At 67.3% G+C, this 16,929-nt stretch carries 16 protein-coding genes; 7 read left to right on the forward strand and 9 right to left on the reverse strand.

Annotated features, from left to right (window positions below):
- Nucleotides 1-3 precede the first annotated feature (3 nt).
- From N5C18_RS22170 to prmB, 5 genes are all read right to left on the reverse strand, one after another.
- Complete coding sequence (locus N5C18_RS22170) at nt 4-2,013, reverse strand: FimV/HubP family polar landmark protein (RefSeq protein WP_279945614.1); 2,010 nt, start codon at nt 2,011-2,013, stop codon at nt 4-6.
- 150 nt (nt 2,014-2,163) lie between these two features.
- A complete protein-coding gene (locus tag N5C18_RS22175) occupies nt 2,164-3,192 on the reverse strand; it encodes an aspartate-semialdehyde dehydrogenase (RefSeq protein WP_279945615.1) in 1,029 nt (342 codons plus the stop codon).
- Nucleotides 3,193-3,284: 92 nt separating this feature from the next.
- Nucleotides 3,285-4,322: a D-glycerate dehydrogenase gene (locus N5C18_RS22180; RefSeq protein WP_279945616.1), complete on the reverse strand. Its 1,038-nt coding sequence runs from the start codon at nt 4,320-4,322 to the stop codon at nt 3,285-3,287.
- Nucleotides 4,315-5,418 (reverse strand): chorismate synthase, encoded by a 1,104-nt coding sequence (gene aroC, locus N5C18_RS22185; RefSeq protein WP_008264593.1) that lies wholly within the window; start codon nt 5,416-5,418, stop codon nt 4,315-4,317. Before aroC ends, N5C18_RS22180 begins: the two co-directional genes overlap by 8 nt.
- Nucleotides 5,415-6,344, reverse strand: a complete 930-nt coding sequence (gene prmB, locus N5C18_RS22190; protein WP_053509400.1) for a 50S ribosomal protein L3 N(5)-glutamine methyltransferase — start codon at nt 6,342-6,344, stop codon at nt 5,415-5,417. The genes aroC and prmB overlap by 4 nt, the downstream gene beginning before the upstream one ends.
- A gap of 122 nt (nt 6,345-6,466) precedes the next feature.
- Here prmB and N5C18_RS22195 point away from each other — a divergent pair, with 122 nt between their 5' ends.
- Both N5C18_RS22195 and asd read left to right on the forward strand, forming a co-directional pair.
- A complete protein-coding gene (locus N5C18_RS22195; protein ID WP_053509398.1) occupies nt 6,467-7,117 on the forward strand; it encodes an SCO family protein in 651 nt (216 codons plus the stop codon).
- Nucleotides 7,114-7,956 (forward strand): archaetidylserine decarboxylase, encoded by an 843-nt coding sequence (asd, locus tag N5C18_RS22200; RefSeq protein ID WP_053450406.1) that lies wholly within the window; start codon nt 7,114-7,116, stop codon nt 7,954-7,956. Before N5C18_RS22195 ends, asd begins: the two co-directional genes overlap by 4 nt.
- A 90-nt stretch (nt 7,957-8,046) precedes the next feature.
- On the opposite strand, the gene N5C18_RS22205 is transcribed toward asd, so the two are convergent.
- Nucleotides 8,047-8,394 carry a ribonuclease E inhibitor RraB gene (locus N5C18_RS22205; protein ID WP_053509394.1) on the reverse strand — a complete coding sequence of 116 codons (348 nt, stop codon included), beginning with the start codon at nt 8,392-8,394 and terminating at the stop codon, nt 8,047-8,049.
- 22 nt (nt 8,395-8,416) lie between these two features.
- Nucleotides 8,417-10,024, reverse strand: a complete 1,608-nt coding sequence (locus tag N5C18_RS22210; protein ID WP_279945617.1) for a transglycosylase SLT domain-containing protein — start codon at nt 10,022-10,024, stop codon at nt 8,417-8,419.
- Between the two features lie 124 nt (nt 10,025-10,148).
- On the opposite strand from N5C18_RS22210, the gene N5C18_RS22215 reads away from it, so the two are divergent.
- Together N5C18_RS22215 and greB are read left to right on the forward strand one after the other, a co-directional pair.
- Nucleotides 10,149-11,654: a helicase HerA-like domain-containing protein gene (locus N5C18_RS22215; RefSeq protein WP_180878481.1), complete on the forward strand. Its 1,506-nt coding sequence runs from the start codon at nt 10,149-10,151 to the stop codon at nt 11,652-11,654.
- A 79-nt stretch (nt 11,655-11,733) separates the two neighbouring features.
- Nucleotides 11,734-12,240 (forward strand): transcription elongation factor GreB, encoded by a 507-nt coding sequence (gene greB / locus N5C18_RS22220; protein WP_049458814.1) that lies wholly within the window; start codon nt 11,734-11,736, stop codon nt 12,238-12,240.
- Between the two features lie 114 nt (nt 12,241-12,354).
- On the opposite strand, the gene N5C18_RS22225 is transcribed toward greB, so the two are convergent.
- Both N5C18_RS22225 and rimO read right to left on the reverse strand, forming a co-directional pair.
- Complete coding sequence (locus N5C18_RS22225) at nt 12,355-13,182, reverse strand: DUF3025 domain-containing protein (RefSeq protein WP_164241468.1); 828 nt, start codon at nt 13,180-13,182, stop codon at nt 12,355-12,357.
- Nucleotides 13,179-14,540 (reverse strand): 30S ribosomal protein S12 methylthiotransferase RimO, encoded by a 1,362-nt coding sequence (rimO, locus tag N5C18_RS22230; RefSeq protein WP_006459296.1) that lies wholly within the window; start codon nt 14,538-14,540, stop codon nt 13,179-13,181. The genes N5C18_RS22225 and rimO overlap by 4 nt, the downstream gene beginning before the upstream one ends.
- A 448-nt stretch (nt 14,541-14,988) precedes the next feature.
- Here rimO and N5C18_RS22235 point away from each other — a divergent pair, with 448 nt between their 5' ends.
- From N5C18_RS22235 to N5C18_RS22245, 3 genes are all read left to right on the forward strand, one after another.
- Nucleotides 14,989-15,663, forward strand: a complete 675-nt coding sequence (locus tag N5C18_RS22235; protein WP_164241467.1) for a S24 family peptidase — start codon at nt 14,989-14,991, stop codon at nt 15,661-15,663.
- A 160-nt stretch (nt 15,664-15,823) separates the two neighbouring features.
- Nucleotides 15,824-16,495, forward strand: coding sequence for a dienelactone hydrolase family protein (locus tag N5C18_RS22240; protein ID WP_053509384.1), 672 nt, complete (start codon nt 15,824-15,826; stop codon nt 16,493-16,495).
- Nucleotides 16,492-16,914 (forward strand): HIT family protein, encoded by a 423-nt coding sequence (locus N5C18_RS22245; protein ID WP_006459301.1) that lies wholly within the window; start codon nt 16,492-16,494, stop codon nt 16,912-16,914. Before N5C18_RS22240 ends, N5C18_RS22245 begins: the two co-directional genes overlap by 4 nt.
- Nucleotides 16,915-16,929 lie beyond the last annotated feature (15 nt).

Genomic DNA, 16,929 nt, shown 5'->3' on the forward strand with positions numbered 1-16,929 from the left:
CGGTCACGGCAGGCGCGCCAACAGCTCGCGCGCCTGCGCCTGGCTGTGCAGATCGCCGCCCTCGGCGACTTCCTGCAGCAGGGTACGCGCGGTCTGCGCGTCGCCCAGGTCCAGATAGGCAATGGCCAGCTCCAGCCGCTCCTGGCCGGCACGCGGTGCCCAGCCGGCATCACCGGCCGGTGCCGCGGTGTGTTCTTCGTGCGCGGCCGTGGCCATCGCGTCGTGTGGCGCACCGCTGGAATCACCGTTGTCATGGTGCTCGGCCGGCAGGTCGAACACGCCGCGGAACTGCGGCTGCTGTTCGGCGTGCAGCGCATAGTCCGGCACCGCGATCTCGTCAGCGACCGCCTGCGCGACCGGCTCATCCGGCACGGGGGCGTCCTGCGTGGGCACCGGCTCGTCCCAGCGCGGCAGATCGGTCACGGCCTCGGGCAGCTCCCCCACTTCGTCATCGCGCAGCGTCTGCGCCTGCCAGTCAGCCTGGGCGGCGACGTCGGCGATCGGTTCGGCAGCCACGTCATCCTGCACCTCGGTTGCGGTCGCCCAGGCCGGCATCGCGGGCTCCTGGCGGCCACTGTCGGACACCACCGACGACCACGAGGACTGCTCGGCCAGCGTATCCAGCGCCGCACCCGCCGGCACCGCCGCGGCCAGGCCAGCCGCATCGCCTTCTTCGCGCAGCGGCGGCAACGGTGACGGCTTGCGCCGGCGCAGCAGCCAAGCTGCCGCCGCGGCGAGCAGCAGCACGGGCAGGCCCAGCCAGTACCACGGTGTTGCCGCGTCGCGGCTGCCTGGCGCCTGGGCCAGGCGTTGCTGCGCGGCAGCCAGGTCGTTGTCCTTCATCGCGATCAGCGACTGCTGCTGTTCCTTCAGCTTCTCCAGGTCGGCCACGCGCTGCTTCAGCTCGCCGATCTCGGCATCGCGGGTAGCGATGTCCTCACGCGCCTGGCGCAGTTGCTCGTTGCCCATCATGTCACCCTCGCTGCCGGCAGCGGTGCCGGTGGTTGTGCCCGCTTTCGCGGCGTCGGACGCCAGCGCCGGAGCGATTTCAAGCCGCGCGCCGCTGGCCCCCGACGGGGACGCTGCGTTCGTGGTTTGTGCCTTGGCCACTGCTGCGACGGTACCCGCCGGCTGCGGCACGGTGCGTGCCTGGCGCCATTGCGCCGCGTGTTCGCGCACCAGCGCAGCCGCTTCGGCAGCATCGACCGCCGCCAGCGCATCGCTGCCTGGCATGCGCAGCACTGCGCCCTGCTTGAGCAGGTTCACGTTGCCACGGATGAAGGCTTCGGGATTGGCGCGCAGCAGGGCGATCATCGCGCGATCACGACTGACCTGGTTGCCACGCGCCACCGCGCTGGCAATCTGCGACAAGGTCTGGCCGCGCTGCACGGTGACGCTGCCATCGGCAGGTATGGCCGCAACCGGTGGAGGCACCGCACGCGACCGTGCTGGTGCGGGTGCCGGCGTGGGCGCCGGCGCGGACGGTGGCGTGCCCGGCGCCTCTGCCACAGGTGCCGCTGCCGGCTCGCGGGCAATGGTATTGGACAGGGTGCCAGCCGGTGCGACGATCTCCGGCTCGGCCACGGCCAGTGCGCTGGACGGCGCATCGACCAGCGCCGAGTATTCGCGGACCAGCCGGCCCTGGCCCCAGTCGGCCTCGATCAGGAAGCTCAGCGACGGCGTCTCGACCGGCGCCTGCGAGGTCACCCGCACCACCGCCCTGCCCTGCGCGTTGCGGGTCAGTTCGAACTGCAGTTCGCTGACCAGGCCGGTCGGCCGTTGCAGGCCGACGCGCTCGAAGGTGACCGGCGAAGCCAGCGCCACACGCAGGTTTTCCAGCTCGGACGGGTCGGCCGAGACTACCGGGATCTCGGCCAGCAAGGGCTGGCCCGGCTTGGACAGGACACGGATGTCGCCCAACCCCAGGGCGAGCGCCGAACTGCTGGCCAGGGCCAGCAGCGCGGCGGAAAGATAGCTGAGCGGGCGCGTTGCGCCCCTGGCCCGTTTATTCATGGGCGACACTATAAAGCGTGCGGACCAAGGTCCGCACCCACCGCAAAGATCCTTGAGGTAGTGCCGGCCGCTGGCCGGCAATCGCTTCAACCCATGGATCACGGCAATGCCGGCCAGCGGCCGGCACTACCGGTGAAGCAACCGCGCTGCTCAGCGCTGTTCGGCGGCGACCAGCTCGGCCAGCTGCACGGCATTCAGTGCCGCGCCCTTGCGCACGTTGTCCGAGACGATCCACAGGTTCAGGCCGCGCGGGTGCGACAGGTCCTCACGGATGCGACCGACGTACACCGCGTCGGTGCCCGAAGCGTGGGTCACCGGGGTCGGGTAGCCACCCGCTTCGTGGCGATCCACCACTTCGATGCCCGGCGACTGCTCCAGCAGCGCACGCGCTTCGGCCACGGTCACCTTGTCGCGGGTCTCGATCGCCACCGATTCGGAGTGGCCGTAGAACACCGGCACGCGCACTGCGGTCGGGTTCACCAGGATGCTGTCGTCGCCGAGGATCTTGCGCGTTTCCCAGACCAGCTTCATCTCTTCCTTGGTGAAGCCGTTGTCCTGGAAGTCGTCGATGTGCGGGATCAGGTTGAAGGCGATCTGCACCGGGAAGCGCTGCGGATCGATTTCCTGGAAGCTGAGCAGCTGGCCGGTCTGCTTGCCCAGCTCTTCCATCGCCGAACGGCCACCACCGGACACCGACTGGTAGGTGGACACGTTGATGCGCTCGATGCCGTACTTGCGGTGCAGCGGCGCCAGCGCCACCAGCATCTGCATGGTCGAGCAGTTCGGATTGGCGATGATGCCGCGCGGACGGTTGGCAACCTGTTCCGGGTTGACCTCGGACACCACCAGCGGCACGTCGTCGTCGTAACGGAAGGCCGAAGAATTGTCGATCACCACCGCACCGGCGGCAGCGAACTTCGGCGCGTATTCCTTCGACACGCTGCCACCGGCCGAGAACAGGGCGATCTCGACGCCGGTCGGGTCGAAAGTGGCCAGGTCCTGCACCGTGACCTTCTGGCCGTTGAACTCGATCTCGCCACCGGCCGAACGCTCGGAGGCCAGGACGCTCAGGGTACCAACCGGGAAATCACGTTCTTCAAGGATCGACAACATGGTCTCGCCAACCGCGCCGGTGGCACCGACGACGGCGACGTGGAAACTGCGCTGTGCATTGCTCATGGGGGGAAACTCTCACGAAAACGGGGATGGGAAAAATCACGCACGACAGCAGGGTTCGGGGAACCTCCTCAAGCGGGGCGCGCGGAGGTTCCCTATCGTTTCCCGGTTTTTTTGCCCAGAGTCACGCGCGCGGCCATCGCCGCGTCAGCGTTGATCGCGCTCGGCATGCGCGACGGATCGCCGTCCAGGCCGAGCCCGGCAACCAGATTATCCACGGCCAGCTGTACCATCGCCGTTCGCGTGGCCAGCGAGGCGCTGCCGATGTGCGGGGTCAGCACCACGTTGCGCAGCGCCAGCAGTTCCGGGCGCACCGTCGGCTCACCCTCATATACATCCAGGCCAGCCGCCGCCAGGCGGCCATTGGCCAGTGCGTCGGCCAATGCGGGTTCATCGACCAGGCCGCCACGGGCGATGTTCACCAGCGTGGCCGACGGCTTCATCTTCGCCAGCGCGGCGGCATCGATCAGGTGATGCGACGCCGGGGTGTACGGCAGCACCAGCAGCAGGTGGTCGGACTGCGCAAGCAGCGTATCCAGGTCCACGTAGGTGGCACCCAGCGCCGCTTCGGTGTCGGCCGGCAGCTGCGAGCGGTTGTGGTAGAGCACCTTCATGCCGAAACCGAGTGCGCCGCGGCGGGCGATGCCCTGGCCGATGCGGCCCATGCCGAGAATGCCGAGCGTGCTGCCGTGGATGTCGGCACCGAGCATGGTCTGGAACGACCACTGCTGCCACTGGCCTTCACGCAGCCAGCGCTCGGATTCGGTGATGCGGCGCGCGGTGGCCATCAGCAGGGCGAAACCGAGGTCGGCCGTGGTCTCGGTGAGCACGTCCGGGGTGTTGCTGGCGAGGATGCCGGCCGCGCTGAGCGCGTCGACATCCAGGTTGTTGTAGCCGACGCCGACGTTGGCGATCACCTGCAACTGCGCGGCATCGGCCACCTGGGCCGCGCCGATGCGCTCGTTGAGGGTGATGATCGCGCCGTCGACTGAGGCCAGCCGCTCGGTGATCTGCTGCGGCGACCAGGCGGTAACGGTGTCGGTGACGCGCAGCTGCACGCGATCGCGCAGCGGCGCGATGGCCGCATCGATCAGCGGCTGGCTCACCCACACCGTCGGCCGCGTGTCAGCCATCGATCTGCCCGGGGATGCGCGGGGTGATCGTGCCGACATCGCCACACTGCGCACGATGGCGCAGCGCCTGGTCCATCAGCACCATCGCCACCATCGCCTCGGCGATCGGGGTGGCACGGATGCCGACGCAGGGATCGTGGCGGCCGGTGGTGACCACTTCCACCACGTTGCCCGCGGTGTCCAGCGACGGGCCCGGCAGGCGCAGGCTGGAGGTTGGCTTCAACACGATCGAAGCGACCACCGGCTGGCCGGTGGAAATACCGCCGAGGATGCCGCCGGCATGGTTGCTGGCAAAGCCCTGCGGGGTCAGCAGGTCACGATGCTCGGTGCCCTTCTGCGCGGCGCTGGCGAAACCGTCGCCGATCTCCACGCCCTTCACCGCGTTGATGCTCATCAGCGCGGCGGCGAGTTCGCCGTCGAGCTTGCCGTAGATGGGCTCGCCCCAACCCGGCGGAACGTTGTCGGCGACCACGTCCACGCAGGCGCCGACCGAATCACCGGACTTGCGCAGCGCATCCATGTACGCCTCCAGCTCGGGCACCTGCGCGGCGTGCGGCCAGAAGAACGGGTTGTCTTCCACCGCCGACCAGTCGAAGCCGGCCGGGGTGATGTCGCCCAGCTGCGACAGGTAGCCACGCACGGTGACGCCGAAACGCTCGGCCAGCCACTTCTTGGCCACCACGCCGGCGGCCACGCGCATGGTGGTCTCGCGCGCCGAGGAACGGCCGCCACCGCGCGGGTCGCGGATGCCGTACTTGTGCCAGTAGCTGTAGTCGGCATGGCCCGGCCGGAACTGCTGGCCGATGTTGGCGTAGTCCTTGCTGCGCTGGTCGGTGTTGCGGATCAGCAGCGCGATCGGAGTGCCTGTGGTCAGGCCCTCGTACACGCCGGACAGGATCTCGACCTCATCGGCCTCGCGGCGCGCCGAGGTGTGCCGGCTCTTGCCGGTGGCGCGGCGCTGCAGGTCGTGGGCGAATTCGGCCGCGTCCAGCGCCAGCCCCGGCGGGCAGCCATCGATCACGCAGCCGATGGCCGGCCCGTGCGACTCGCCGAACGTGGTGACGGTGAACAGCTTGCCGAACGAATTGGAACTCACGGGCGCTGCGCCGCCAGTTCGGTGATGCGCGCGCTGTGGGCGATCAGCTCGCGGCATTCGACCGCGAAGATGCCCATCTGGCCGACCTTGAATTCGATCCAGGCGAAATCGACTTCCGGCAGCAGCTTGATCAGATGCTGTTCGGACTCGCCCACTTCACAGATCAGCAGGCCGTCTTCGCTCAGGTGCAGCGGCGCGTCACGCAGGATCTTCAGCACCAGATCCAGGCCGTCGTCGCCGGCACGCAGGCCCATGTCCGGCTCGTAGGAGTATTCCTTCGGCAGCGCATCGGTCTCGTCGTTGGTGACGTACGGCGGATTGGTGACGATCAGGTCGTAGTGGCGGCCGGACAGGCCATTGAACAGGTCCGACTTCACCAGGTTGACGTTGTATGCCTGCAGCCGCTCCCGGTTTTCTTCAGCCAGCGACAGCGCGTCGTCGCTCAGGTCGACGCCGTCCACCTGCCAGTTCGGATAGTAGTGGCCCATGGCGATAGCGATGCAGCCCGAACCGGTGCACAGGTCCAGCGCACGGTACACGTCGCGGCCGGCGAGCCACGGCTCGAAGCCGCATTCGATCAGTTCAGCGATCGGCGAGCGCGGCACCAGCGCGCGCTTGTCGCTCTTGAAGCTCAAGCCTGCAAACCAGGCTTCACCCGTCAGGTAGGCGGCCGGGATGCGTTCGTCGATGCGGCGCTGGAACAGCTCCAGCACGCGCAGCTTCTCGGCCTGCAGCAGCCGCGCCTGGCCGTACGCCGGGCCGAGGTCGTGCGGCAGGTGCAGGCTGTGCAGCACCAGCTGGGTGGCCTCGTCCAGCGCGTTGTCATAGCTGTGCCCGAAGGTCAGCCCGGCTTCGTTGAAACGGCTGGTGCCGTAGCGGATCAGATCGATGATCGTGTGGAGTTCGGCGGCCGTTTCAGCGGTCATGGCGGTACTGCGGGCAAAGTGGCCCCCGATTATAGGGGCTGGCGCCCGCGGCGGCATCCGTTGCGGCGGAAACGATCGGGCCGCAGCCGGTATGATGGAGCCCATTTCGCGCGGGAGCCCCCATGTTCAATCGCAACGCCGGCATCATCCTGCTGATCGCCCTGGCGGCGGGGCTCGGCCTGCTGGCCGCCCAGCAGGTGTTCGCGCCGAAGCCGCCGGCCAACGCCCCGGCTACCGAAGCGATCACCCTGTATCCGCAACCGCGTGAACTGCCTGACTTCAACCTGGCCCAATCCGACGGCACCCGGCTCATTCCCGGCGAGCTGAAGGGCCACTGGACCCTGGTGTTCCTGGGCTTCACCTTCTGCCCCGACGTCTGCCCGACCACCCTGGCCGAGCTGGCCGGCGCGCAGAACCAGTGGGAGGCCCTGCCCGACAGCCTGCGCCCGCGCGTGCTGTTCATCTCGGTCGACCCCGACCGCGACAGCGCCATCCGCCTGGGCGAATACGTGCACGGCTTCCACAAGGACACCCTGGCCGCCACCGCCGACGTTCCCTCGCTGGAGCGCTTCGCCACCTCGCTGGGCTTTGTGTTCCAGAAGGTGCCGGGCAAGCACTTCGACGAGAACCCCGAGGATTACACCGTCGAGCATTCGGCCAGCCTGGCCGTGCTCGACCCGCAGGGCCGCCTCGCCGGCCTGGTGCGCCCCCCGTTCAACGCGCCGGCGATCGCCCGCGACCTGCAGAAGCTGACCGAGAAAACCGCCCCATGAGTCTCACCACCGCCCTGACGTACGTCCTGCCCCACCGTCTGCTGTCCTCGATGGCGCGTTCGCTGGCGTACTCGGACGACCCGCGCGTGTCACGCTGGCTGATCGACACGGTCACCCGCAAGTTCAACGTCAACCTGGATGAGGCGGCCAACCCGGACCCGCGCAGCTATGCCACCTTCAACCAGTTCTTCACCCGTGCGCTGAAGCCGGGCGCGCGGGTGGCCGATGCCGATCCGCGCAGCCTGGTGATGCCGGCCGACGGCCGCATCAGCCAGCTGGGAAAGATCGAGGCCGGCCGCATCTTCCAGGCCAAGGGCCAGTCGTTCACCGCGGCCGAGCTGCTGGGCAGCGACGAGGATGCCAAGCCTTACAACGACGGGCTATATGCCACCGTCTATCTGTCGCCGCGCGACTACCACCGCGTGCACATGCCCTGGACCGGCACCCTGCGTGAAACCGTGCACGTGCCGGGCCGCCTGTTCAGCGTCGGCCCGGCCGCAGTGAACGGCGTGCCACGCCTGTTCGCGCGCAACGAGCGCCTGGTCTGCCACTTCGACACCAGCTTCGGCCCGATGGTCAGCGTGATGGTCGGTGCGCTGCTGGTGTCCGGCGTGGAAACTGTATGGAGCGGCGAAGAGATCCCGGCCTATGGCGACCGCATCACCCGCAAGGACTACCGCGGCCAGGGCATCAGGCTGGAGCGTTTCGCCGAGATGGCGCGCTTCAACTATGGCTCGACCGTGATCGTGCTGCTGCCGCCCGGCGTGGCCGAGTTCGCCCCGCAGCTGGGCGCTGAAAGCCCGGTGCAGCTGGGCCAGGCGCTGGCCACGCTGCGCTGAGGCTTCGGTAGTGCCGGCCGCCGGCCGGCATCTCCGTTGATCCAACGCGTCGAGCATTGCCGGCCAGCGGCCGGCACTACCGTACGCGCGTTACTGCAGGGCCGGGGCCGGGCCGACGTCCATGCCGTCGTAGTCTTCCACGCCCTTTTCGGTGGCCAGGGCCGCGAATTCCTGGTTGCGGCGGTCCAGCGAAGCTTCGTCGTGGATCTCCACGCGCTCCACGTGCAGCACATGGAACGGCGCGTCGCCTTCTTCCGGCTCCTGCTCGAACAGTTCGACGAAGTTGTAGCCCTGCGCCTGCAGGTGGTCGGCCAGGGCCTGCAGCGGCTCGGCGGTCGAGTGAACGAAGAAATAGCCCCACAGCAACGGGCCGCTGATGTCCCAGTCAGTGTTCTCGCGGAGGTTGGCGAACAGGTTGCGGGTGTCTTCGAGGTCCATGCGGGTTCCAGGGGTCGTGGGATTACTTGTCGCAGCCCTGCAGCTTCAGCGTCTGGCCGTGGCGCAGGCTGTAGGCGGGGGCTTTCAGGCCGTTGGCGCGGGCCAGGGTCGGCACGTCGCACTGGAACTTCGCCGCGATGGCGCCCAGGGTCTCGCCCTTGCCTACCTTGTGGCTGCGCACCGGCTTTGCCCGGGCGGGCGCCGGGCGCGGGGTCGCCACCGCCGCCACGGGTGTCGTCGGCACGCTGGTCGAGGCTGCGGCATCGGCCACCGGCACCACACCACCCACCGCCACGCTGCCGGTGTAGCTGGCCGCGATCGGGCGCTTGATCGCCGCGTTCAGGTCGGCGGTGATCAGGGTGCGGGCCAGGTCCGCACGCGGGCCACTGACGCAGTTGCGCTGGTACAGGCCGGCGATGCGGGTAGTGGCGTTGATCAGCGTGCCGGCCGGAATCCAGCCATCGGCTTCATAGCGCGGATTGAGATTGCGCAGCGCGCGCATGTAGCCATCGCGGGTGCCGTGGCTGCCCAGGCAGATGGTCAGTTCGTAGATGGTGGTGGACTTGGCCAGCCGCAGCGTGGCCGGCTGCGCGCTGATCTTCGGGAACTCCACGCCGTACTGCTGCGGGTGCAGGAAGATCCAGGCCGCCGCGATCACCATCGGCACATAGTCCTTGGTCTCGCCGGGGAACTGGTTGTAGACGCTGTCGGTCCAGAAACTCTGGCCGCCGCTCTGCTTGAACACCCGCGCGGCGCGGCCTTCGCCACCGTTATAGGCGGCCACCGACATTTCCACGTTGTTGTTGAGCTCGCGCAGGCGCTCGTTGAGGTAACTGGCACTGGCTTCGGCAGCGCTGCGCGCATCGAAGCGCGTGTCGAAACCGGTGCCGTCCGGGCCCAGGCCGAAGCGTCGGCCGGTGGCCGGCATGAACTGCATCAGGCCGGCGGCACCCGCGCGCGAGGAGGCATGCACGCGGCCGTTGGATTCCTTGGCCATGATGCCGAACAGCAGCGCCTCGGGCAGCCCGCGCTTTTCCCACTCCGGCCACATCACCGCGCGCAGGTTCTGGTAGTTCTCGTAACTGGTCAGCAGCGCCGGGCGCATGTCGGTCAGCCAGCGGCGGATGCCGGCCTGTACCGCCGGGTTGTACTCGACCATCGTGTCGAAGGCGTGCCGCTTGTCGTTCAGCAGTGCGGCGGCGCGGGCCGCCTCGGGTACGTCTGCGGTGAGCGGACCGATATGGTCGGGGTCGGCTTCCAGGCGGTCGCCGCCCTCATCGGCCACGTCATCGCTGGCCGCCGCATCGGCGTCATGTTTGAGCAGGCGCTTGTAGCTGGCCAGCAGCGTGCCCATCTGGCAGCCCTTCTGCTTCACGCAGTCGTTGAGGACATCTTCCATGTCCTCCAGCGCGGCGTCGGCCTCGTTGCTGCCCTTGGGGTCGGCATTGGCGACCAGCAGCAGCGCGTCGCTGTAGCGCTTCTCGGCGGCTGTCATGCGCTGCTGCAGCGCATCGACCTTCACCTTGTCCCGGGCCGAGACCCGTTGCGCATGGGCGTCAGGCGCCAGGGAAACCAGGCCGGCCAGGGCCAGCAGCGGCCAACCGCGGGAAATCAGGACAGAAACGGGCATTGATGGCACTGTGTGCGAAACAGGCAGGCAGAGTAGCGGCGCCGCCAAGGTCGGGGCAAGCCGGACCTTCGGACCGTCATCCCTGCCCGTTAACATTGGGCTATTCACTACTAAGGGCTGGACCATGGATCCGATTCTGCTCGGCAAAGGCATTACCGACGATATTGCCGTCACCCTGCTGCCGAAACTCGGCAACCGCCACGGTCTGGTGGCCGGCGCCACCGGCACCGGCAAGACGGTGACCCTGATGACCCTGGCCGAAGGCTTCTCGCGGCTGGGAGTGCCGGTGTTCCTGGCCGATGTGAAGGGCGATGTATCCGGCCTGGCCGTGCCCGGCACCGGTGCCGAAAACCTGCTGCAGCGTGCCGCAGAGATCGGCGTGGCCGACTATGCCCCGGCCGCCAGCCCGACCATTTTCTGGGATCTCTACGGCAAGCTCGGCCATCCGGTGCGCACCACCGTCAGCGAAATGGGCCCGACCCTGCTGTCGCGCATCCTCGAATTGAACGACACCCAGGCCGGCGTGCTCGACATCGTGTTCAAGCTGGCCGACGACCGTGGCCTGCTGCTGCTGGACATGGACGACCTGCGTGCCCTGCTCGGCCTGGTGGCCGAGGAACGCAAGGACATTTCCACCGAATACGGGCTGGTCAGCGCACAGTCGATCGCCGCGATCCAGCGCTCGGTGCTGCGCTTGGCCCAGGATGGCGGCGAGCACTTCTTCGGCGAACCGGCGCTGGAGCTGGCCGACATCATGCGGGTCAATCACGACGGCCGCGGCATGATCGGCATCCTCGCCGCCGACCAGCTGGTGCTCAAGCCCAAGCTGTATTCCACCTTCCTGCTGTGGCTGTTGTCGGAACTGTTCGAGCAGCTGCCGGAAGTGGGCGACCTGGACAAGCCGAAGCTGGTCTTCATCTTCGACGAGGCGCACCTGCTGTTCGACGATGCGCCGCCGTCGCTGGTACAGCGCATCGAGCAGGTCGTGCGCCTGATCCGTTCCAAGGGCGTGGGCGTGTATTTCTGCTCGCAGTTCCCCGATGACGTGCCGGGCAACATCCTCGGCCAGCTCGGCAACCGGGTGCAGCACGCGCTGCGTGCGTTCACCCCGCGTGACCAGAAGGCGGTGAAGACCGCGGCCGAAACCTTCGTACCCAATCCCAAACTGGACGTGGCCAAGGTGCTCAGCCAGCTTGGTACCGGTGAAGCGCTGGTCTCCACGCTGCAGGACAAGGGCATACCGATGCCGGTGCAGCAGACGATGATCGCGCCGCCGCGCTGCCGGATGGGGCCGATCACCGACGCCGAACGCGCCCAGGTGCGCGCCGGCAGCCCGGTCGGCAGCCGCTACGACACCGCGATCAACCGTGAGTCGGCAGCGGAGCTGCTGGCGCAGCGCGCGCAGAAGGCGACCGAGCAGGCGCAGGCCCCTGCCGCACGCAGCCGCGAGCAGGACGAGGCGCAGGAAGGAGGCTTCGGCCAGTCGATCAAGGACGCGATCTTCGGCACCAAGCGCCGCCAGGGCATGATCGAGACCATGGCCAAGCAGACCACGCGCACCGTCGGCACCAAGCTGGGCAACCAGATCGTGCGTGGCATCCTGGGCGGCATCTTCGGCGGCAAGCGCTGAGGATCACCTGCTGTTTCCGCGCGTCGCGCCAGGCCTGGTGCGACGCGCCCGTTCCCCATCGCAAGAGAAGTCGTACTGCATGTCCCGCTGGCGTCCCCCCGCAGAAAAGAGCACCGCGCTGATCACCGCCGCCGGCCACGCCCGGCTGAAGGCCGAACTGGACGAGCTATGGCGGGTGCGACGGCCGGAGGTGGTCAAGGCACTGGCGGCAGCCGCTGCAGAAGGCGACCGCTCGGAAAACGCCGAGTACACCTACCGCAAGAAGCAGCTGGGCGAGATCGACCGCCGCGTGCGCTACCTGACCAAGCGGCTGGAAGCGTTGCGCGTGGTCGACACCACCCCGACCGATCCGCAGGCGGTGTTCTTCGGCGCCTGGGTGGAGCTGGAGAATGTCGACAGCGGCGACACCAGCCGCTATCGCATCGTCGGCCCGGACGAGACCGACGCCGGCCTGGGCTGGATCAGCATCGATTCGCCGCTGGCGCGGGCGCTGCTGAAAAAGCGGCTGGATGATGAATTTTCGGTGGAGCTGCCCGGCGGGCAGTTCACCTTCGCGGTGATCGGGGTGGAATACGCACCGTTGTAGAGTCGAGCCATGCTCGACTGCGTTGCCGTTGTAGAGTCGAGCTTGCTCGACTACACCTGCAGCCAGTCGAGCAAGCTCGACGCTACGCAACGGGGCAGTCGAGCGAGCTCGACTCTACTGGGCCGCGTGCAACGGCGGCGGGTACGCGCGGCCGGCACGCAGCGGACGGAAGTAGTCGGCGTCGGCGTAGAAGGCGGCATCCTGCCTTTCATGCCAGTCGGGAATGCCCGCCAACGGCAGCGGCCGCAGCTGCGCTGGATCGGTGATCGCCCTGCCCTCGCCGATGGCCGCGGCCACCTCGGCGATGCAGCGATCATCATCATCCCCCTGCACCACCACGCACTTGCCCACCAGCAGGCGGCCCGGCAGCAGTGCCTGTTCCATCAGCGCATGGCCGAATACCGCAGCGATGGCCATGTCACCGCTGTGCCAGCGTGTTGGCTCGAACAATGCAGGCCAGTCATGCCCATCCCATGCCGCAAGCAACGTGTCATCGCACACACGCACGATCACGCCGGTTTCATCGAACTGGGTCAGTGCTGCCTGCGCGCGGTTGCGCTGGCCCGGCGGCATTGTCTCGATATGCCGGCATTGCTGCGCGTTGAGTGCCTGCTTGAGCTGCGGGAAACGGGCCCACACCAGTGCATTGAACAGGTCATGCCAGTTGTCGGCGCGGGTGGCGATGCGCCCCTGCGCGATACGCACCTCGTAGTGCAGACCGTCGGCCAGCAACGCGGCATCCTGTTCAACCAGGCGTTTGCCGGGCAATTCCAGCCGCGCATCAAGCGCAGCGATGGGCGGCCATGCAGTGCCGTCCAGCAGATCACGGAAGTCATGCAGCCCGCCAAACAGCGGATGCCTGAATGCCTGCGGATCGACCGCCGCACGCGGCGGCGGCACGAAGCGCCGGGGACCGCCGTTGCCACCGGCGGCGGCGGTCACAACATCTTGAGATCGAACGCCGGGCGGGTGGCGGCCGCCAGCGCATCACCGTACAGGTCGTGCTCGTCGCTCTCGGTGATCTCCACATCGACGAACTCGCCTACGCGCAGCGGCACCTGGTCGGCGTTCTGGATGTGCACCAGGCCGTCGATCTCCGGCGCATCGGCCTTGGAACGGGCCACGGCGATGTCGCCTTCGATGGCATCGACCAGGCACTGCTGCACCGTGCCGATCTTGGCTTCCAGGCGCGCGGCGGAAATCTGCGCCTGCTTCTCCATGAAGCGGGCCAGGCGTTCCTGCTTCACTTCCTCTGGCACGGCGTCGGGCAGATCGTTGGCAGTGGCCCCCTCGACCGGCGAGTAGGCGAACGCACCCACGCGGTCCAGCTGTGCTTCGTCGAGGAACGACAGCAGCTCTTCGAACTCGGCCTCGGTCTCGCCCGGGAAGCCGACGATGAAGGTCGAACGCACGGTGATGTCCGGCGCGATGCGGCGCCAGTTCTGCACGCGCTCAAGGGTCTTCTCGACCGCGCCCGGACGCTTCATCAGGCGCAGGATGCGCGGGCTGGCGTGCTGGAACGGGATGTCCAGGTACGGCAGGATGCGGTTCTCGGCCATCAGCGGCACGACTTCGTCCACGTGCGGATACGGGTAGACGTAGTGCATGCGCACCCACGCATCCAGCTCGGACAGGCCTTCGCACAGCGCCTTCAGGCGGGTCTGGTAGGCCTTGTCGCGCCACATCTTCTCGGCGTACTTCACGTCCACGCCGTAGGCCGAGGTGTCCTGCGACACCACCAGCAGTTCACGCACGCCGCCACGCACCAGGCGCTCGGCTTCGCGCAGCACCTCGTCGACCGGGCGCGAGACCAGCTTGCCGCGCATCGACGGGATGATGCAGAAGCTGCACTTGTGGTTGCAGCCCTCGGAAATCTTCAGGTAGGCATAGTGGCGCGGGGTCAGCTTGATGCCATAGTCGGGCACCAGGTCCACGAACGGATCGTGCTTGGGCGGCAGCGCTTCGTGCACCGCTTCCATCACGCTCTGGTAGTCCTGCGGGCCGGACACCGCCAGCACGTTCGGGTACGCCTCGCGGATCTGCTCCGGGCGCTTGCCCAGGCAGCCGGTGACGATGACCTTGCCGTTCTGGTTCATCGCCTCGCCGATCGCGTCCAGCGACTCGGTCACTGCCGAATCGATGAAGCCGCAGGTGTTGACCACCACCACGTCGGCCGAATCGTAGGACGGGACGATGTCGTAGCCCTCCGAGCGGAGCTGGGTGAGGATGCGCTCGGAATCGACGAGGGCCTTCGGGCAGCCAAGGCTGACGAAGCCGACTTTGGGGTTCAGCTGGGACATGGAATCGCGGGACTCTGGGGGCCTGGGCCCCTGCCGGCGTGGCAGGGGTTCCTGGGGGCCGGGGCCTGAAAGGGCGCCAGTATACCGGGGTTGTTGTGCCACCTCTGAACGACACGAGGGCTGATTCCCTGCCCGTTCGGCACCCTACCGCCTGAGCGTGTACCACGCGTCGTCCGGCGGTATGGAACGACGGTCACCATCGTCTTCTTCGCGGAAGGCTTCGGGCCTCAACAATTGCAGGAACTGTCGCCTTGCAGGCGGTATGCCATTCAAGCGCCATTGGCTCACGGAAGCGGAGCTCACCTCGCATAGGCGGGCCACGCTGCCGGTCCCTCCCAGGCGATCGATGACGGTAGAAGCACTAGGATTTTTCATAACCCGAAAATTAGACACATCTAATTTTCTCGTCAATAGCTACTCCTAATTAGTTAAGAATTAGTCTTTCCTAATGAGCACTCTTTCTGAACGTTTGGTCCGTGCACTCGGACATGCCCAGATCACCCAGGCCCATTTGGCTCGAGAGGTCGGCGTTTCCGCACCGAGCGTCCACAACTGGTTCAGTGGAAAGGCAAAATTTCTGCGTGGCGCGAACCTCTTGGCGGCGGCCAAGGTGCTGGGTGTCAGTGAATCCTGGCTTGCTACCGGTAACGGCACGATGCTGCCCACAGGCTCCATTGCAGATGGCAAGCCGGCGATTGGCGAGATGGAACCGTCTCCGGGATACGTTCGTTTCAACGTCCTGGAAGCAGACACGGGTGCCAACTACGACACACCCGAGGTCATGAGAACGATCGAGGTTGCCGAATGGGAAGTGCGACGGAAGCTGGGCTTCCTGCCACCGCCTGGACGCATCCAGATCATCACCGGTCGCGGCCCCTCGATGCGGCCAAAATTGGAAGATGGCGACATCGTCTGGATCGATACCAGCTTCGATCACTTTGACGGTGACGATTACTACCTCATCACCCTTGGCGGCGAAACGCAGATCAAGATGCTGCAGAAGCGGGGCGATGGCCTCTACGTGGTGAGCGTGAATACAGACTTCCCGCCCTATCGCCCCGAGCCCGGCAAGGTCAGCATCCTTGGCAAGGCGCTGGTCCATGCGGGGTTTCGCAAGTTCTGAGTGTCATGGGAAGTCACTGCCGCCGATGCCGCTTCCAGCATCGCGCTTGGCGACCTCGCTCTGAACGGCCAGCCGCCCGATCCCGCACAGCCGCTGACACGCCGCTAACCCGCGCAGCGCCGACAATGCAGTCCTGTTCCCTGCAACGAGGAAGATGACGATGGCCGAGTGGATCACCCTGGATACCCATCACGGCCCGGTACGGGCCTGGCAGGCCCTGCCGGAAGGCACCCCGCGTGGCGGGCTGGTGGTGGTGCAGGAAATCTTCGGCGCCAACCCGCACATCCGCAGCGTGGCCGAGCGCTTCGCCGCCGAGGGCTACGCGGTGCTGGCGCCGTCGTTCTTCGACCTGGTCGACGGCCCCGATGCCGACCCCGATGCCCTCCCCTACAGCCCCGAGGGCGTGAAGGTCGGCCTGGAACGGGTTACCGCGCTGGGCATGGAGAAGGCACTGGAAGTGGTCCGCGCCGCGGCAACCCGGCTTGCTCCCTACGGCAAGGTCGGCACGGTCGGCTACTGCTGGGGCGGTACCGTGGCGATGCTGTCGGCAGTGCGCCTGGGTCTGCCCTCGGTCAGCTACTACGGTGCGCGCAACGTGCAGTTCCTCGATGAGACGCCCAAGGCCCCGGTGATCTTTCACTTCGGTGCCCAGGACAAGAGCATCCCGCCGGAGGCGGTCCAGGCCCACCGCGAGAAGCTGCCGCAGATGGCCACCTTCGTCTATCCGGCCGATCATGCCTTCAACCGCGAGGTCGGACATGCGTATGATCCAGACAGCGCCGCCCTGGCGCTGCAACGCACCCTGGACTTCTTCTCGGAGCATCTTGGATGAGCGAATTCGAACTCGATTCACGCCTGGCCACCGATAGCGTGCTGGTGGCCGAAGGACCGTTGTCGCAAGTGCGGCTGATGAACGACGAACGATTCCCCTGGCTGGTGCTGGTACCGCGCCTGGCCGGGGTGACCGAGTGGATCGAGCTGGACGGCGAGCAGCAGGACAAGCTGCGCACCGAGCTCAACCGCGCCTGCAAGGCCCTGAAGGGCGCCGACGGCGTGGAGAAGATCAACATCGGCGCGCTGGGCAACATCGTGCGCCAGCTGCATTTCCACGTGATCGGCCGCCATGACGGCGATCCGGCCTGGCCGGGCCCGGTCTGGGGCAGCGGCCCGGCACACCGCTACGAGCCGTCGGCACTGGACCAGCATGTCGCCTACTGGAAGGACCGGCTAGGATATCCGGCCCACTCCTGAGCCTTCGCCGACCCG

The organism is Stenotrophomonas sp. GD03930 (assembly GCF_029839665.1).
GTDB lineage: Bacteria > Pseudomonadota > Gammaproteobacteria > Xanthomonadales > Xanthomonadaceae > Stenotrophomonas > Stenotrophomonas forensis.

Coding starts and splice junctions, on each gene's coding strand:
- N5C18_RS22170 (WP_279945614.1), bottom strand. CDS start 2,013: ATGAATAAACGGGCCAGGGGCGCAACGCGCCCGCTCAGCTATCTTTCC.
- N5C18_RS22175 (WP_279945615.1), bottom strand. CDS start 3,192: ATGAGCAATGCACAGCGCAGTTTCCACGTCGCCGTCGTCGGTGCCACC.
- N5C18_RS22180 (WP_279945616.1), bottom strand. CDS start 4,322: ATGGCTGACACGCGGCCGACGGTGTGGGTGAGCCAGCCGCTGATCGAT.
- prmB (WP_053509400.1), bottom strand. CDS start 6,344: ATGACCGCTGAAACGGCCGCCGAACTCCACACGATCATCGATCTGATC.
- N5C18_RS22195 (WP_053509398.1), top strand. CDS start 6,467: ATGTTCAATCGCAACGCCGGCATCATCCTGCTGATCGCCCTGGCGGCG.
- asd (WP_053450406.1), top strand. CDS start 7,114: ATGAGTCTCACCACCGCCCTGACGTACGTCCTGCCCCACCGTCTGCTG.
- N5C18_RS22205 (WP_053509394.1), bottom strand. CDS start 8,394: ATGGACCTCGAAGACACCCGCAACCTGTTCGCCAACCTCCGCGAGAAC.
- N5C18_RS22210 (WP_279945617.1), bottom strand. CDS start 10,024: ATGCCCGTTTCTGTCCTGATTTCCCGCGGTTGGCCGCTGCTGGCCCTG.
- N5C18_RS22215 (WP_180878481.1), top strand. CDS start 10,149: ATGGATCCGATTCTGCTCGGCAAAGGCATTACCGACGATATTGCCGTC.
- greB (WP_049458814.1), top strand. CDS start 11,734: ATGTCCCGCTGGCGTCCCCCCGCAGAAAAGAGCACCGCGCTGATCACC.
- rimO (WP_006459296.1), bottom strand. CDS start 14,540: ATGTCCCAGCTGAACCCCAAAGTCGGCTTCGTCAGCCTTGGCTGCCCG.
- N5C18_RS22235 (WP_164241467.1), top strand. CDS start 14,989: ATGAGCACTCTTTCTGAACGTTTGGTCCGTGCACTCGGACATGCCCAG.
- N5C18_RS22240 (WP_053509384.1), top strand. CDS start 15,824: ATGGCCGAGTGGATCACCCTGGATACCCATCACGGCCCGGTACGGGCC.
- N5C18_RS22245 (WP_006459301.1), top strand. CDS start 16,492: ATGAGCGAATTCGAACTCGATTCACGCCTGGCCACCGATAGCGTGCTG.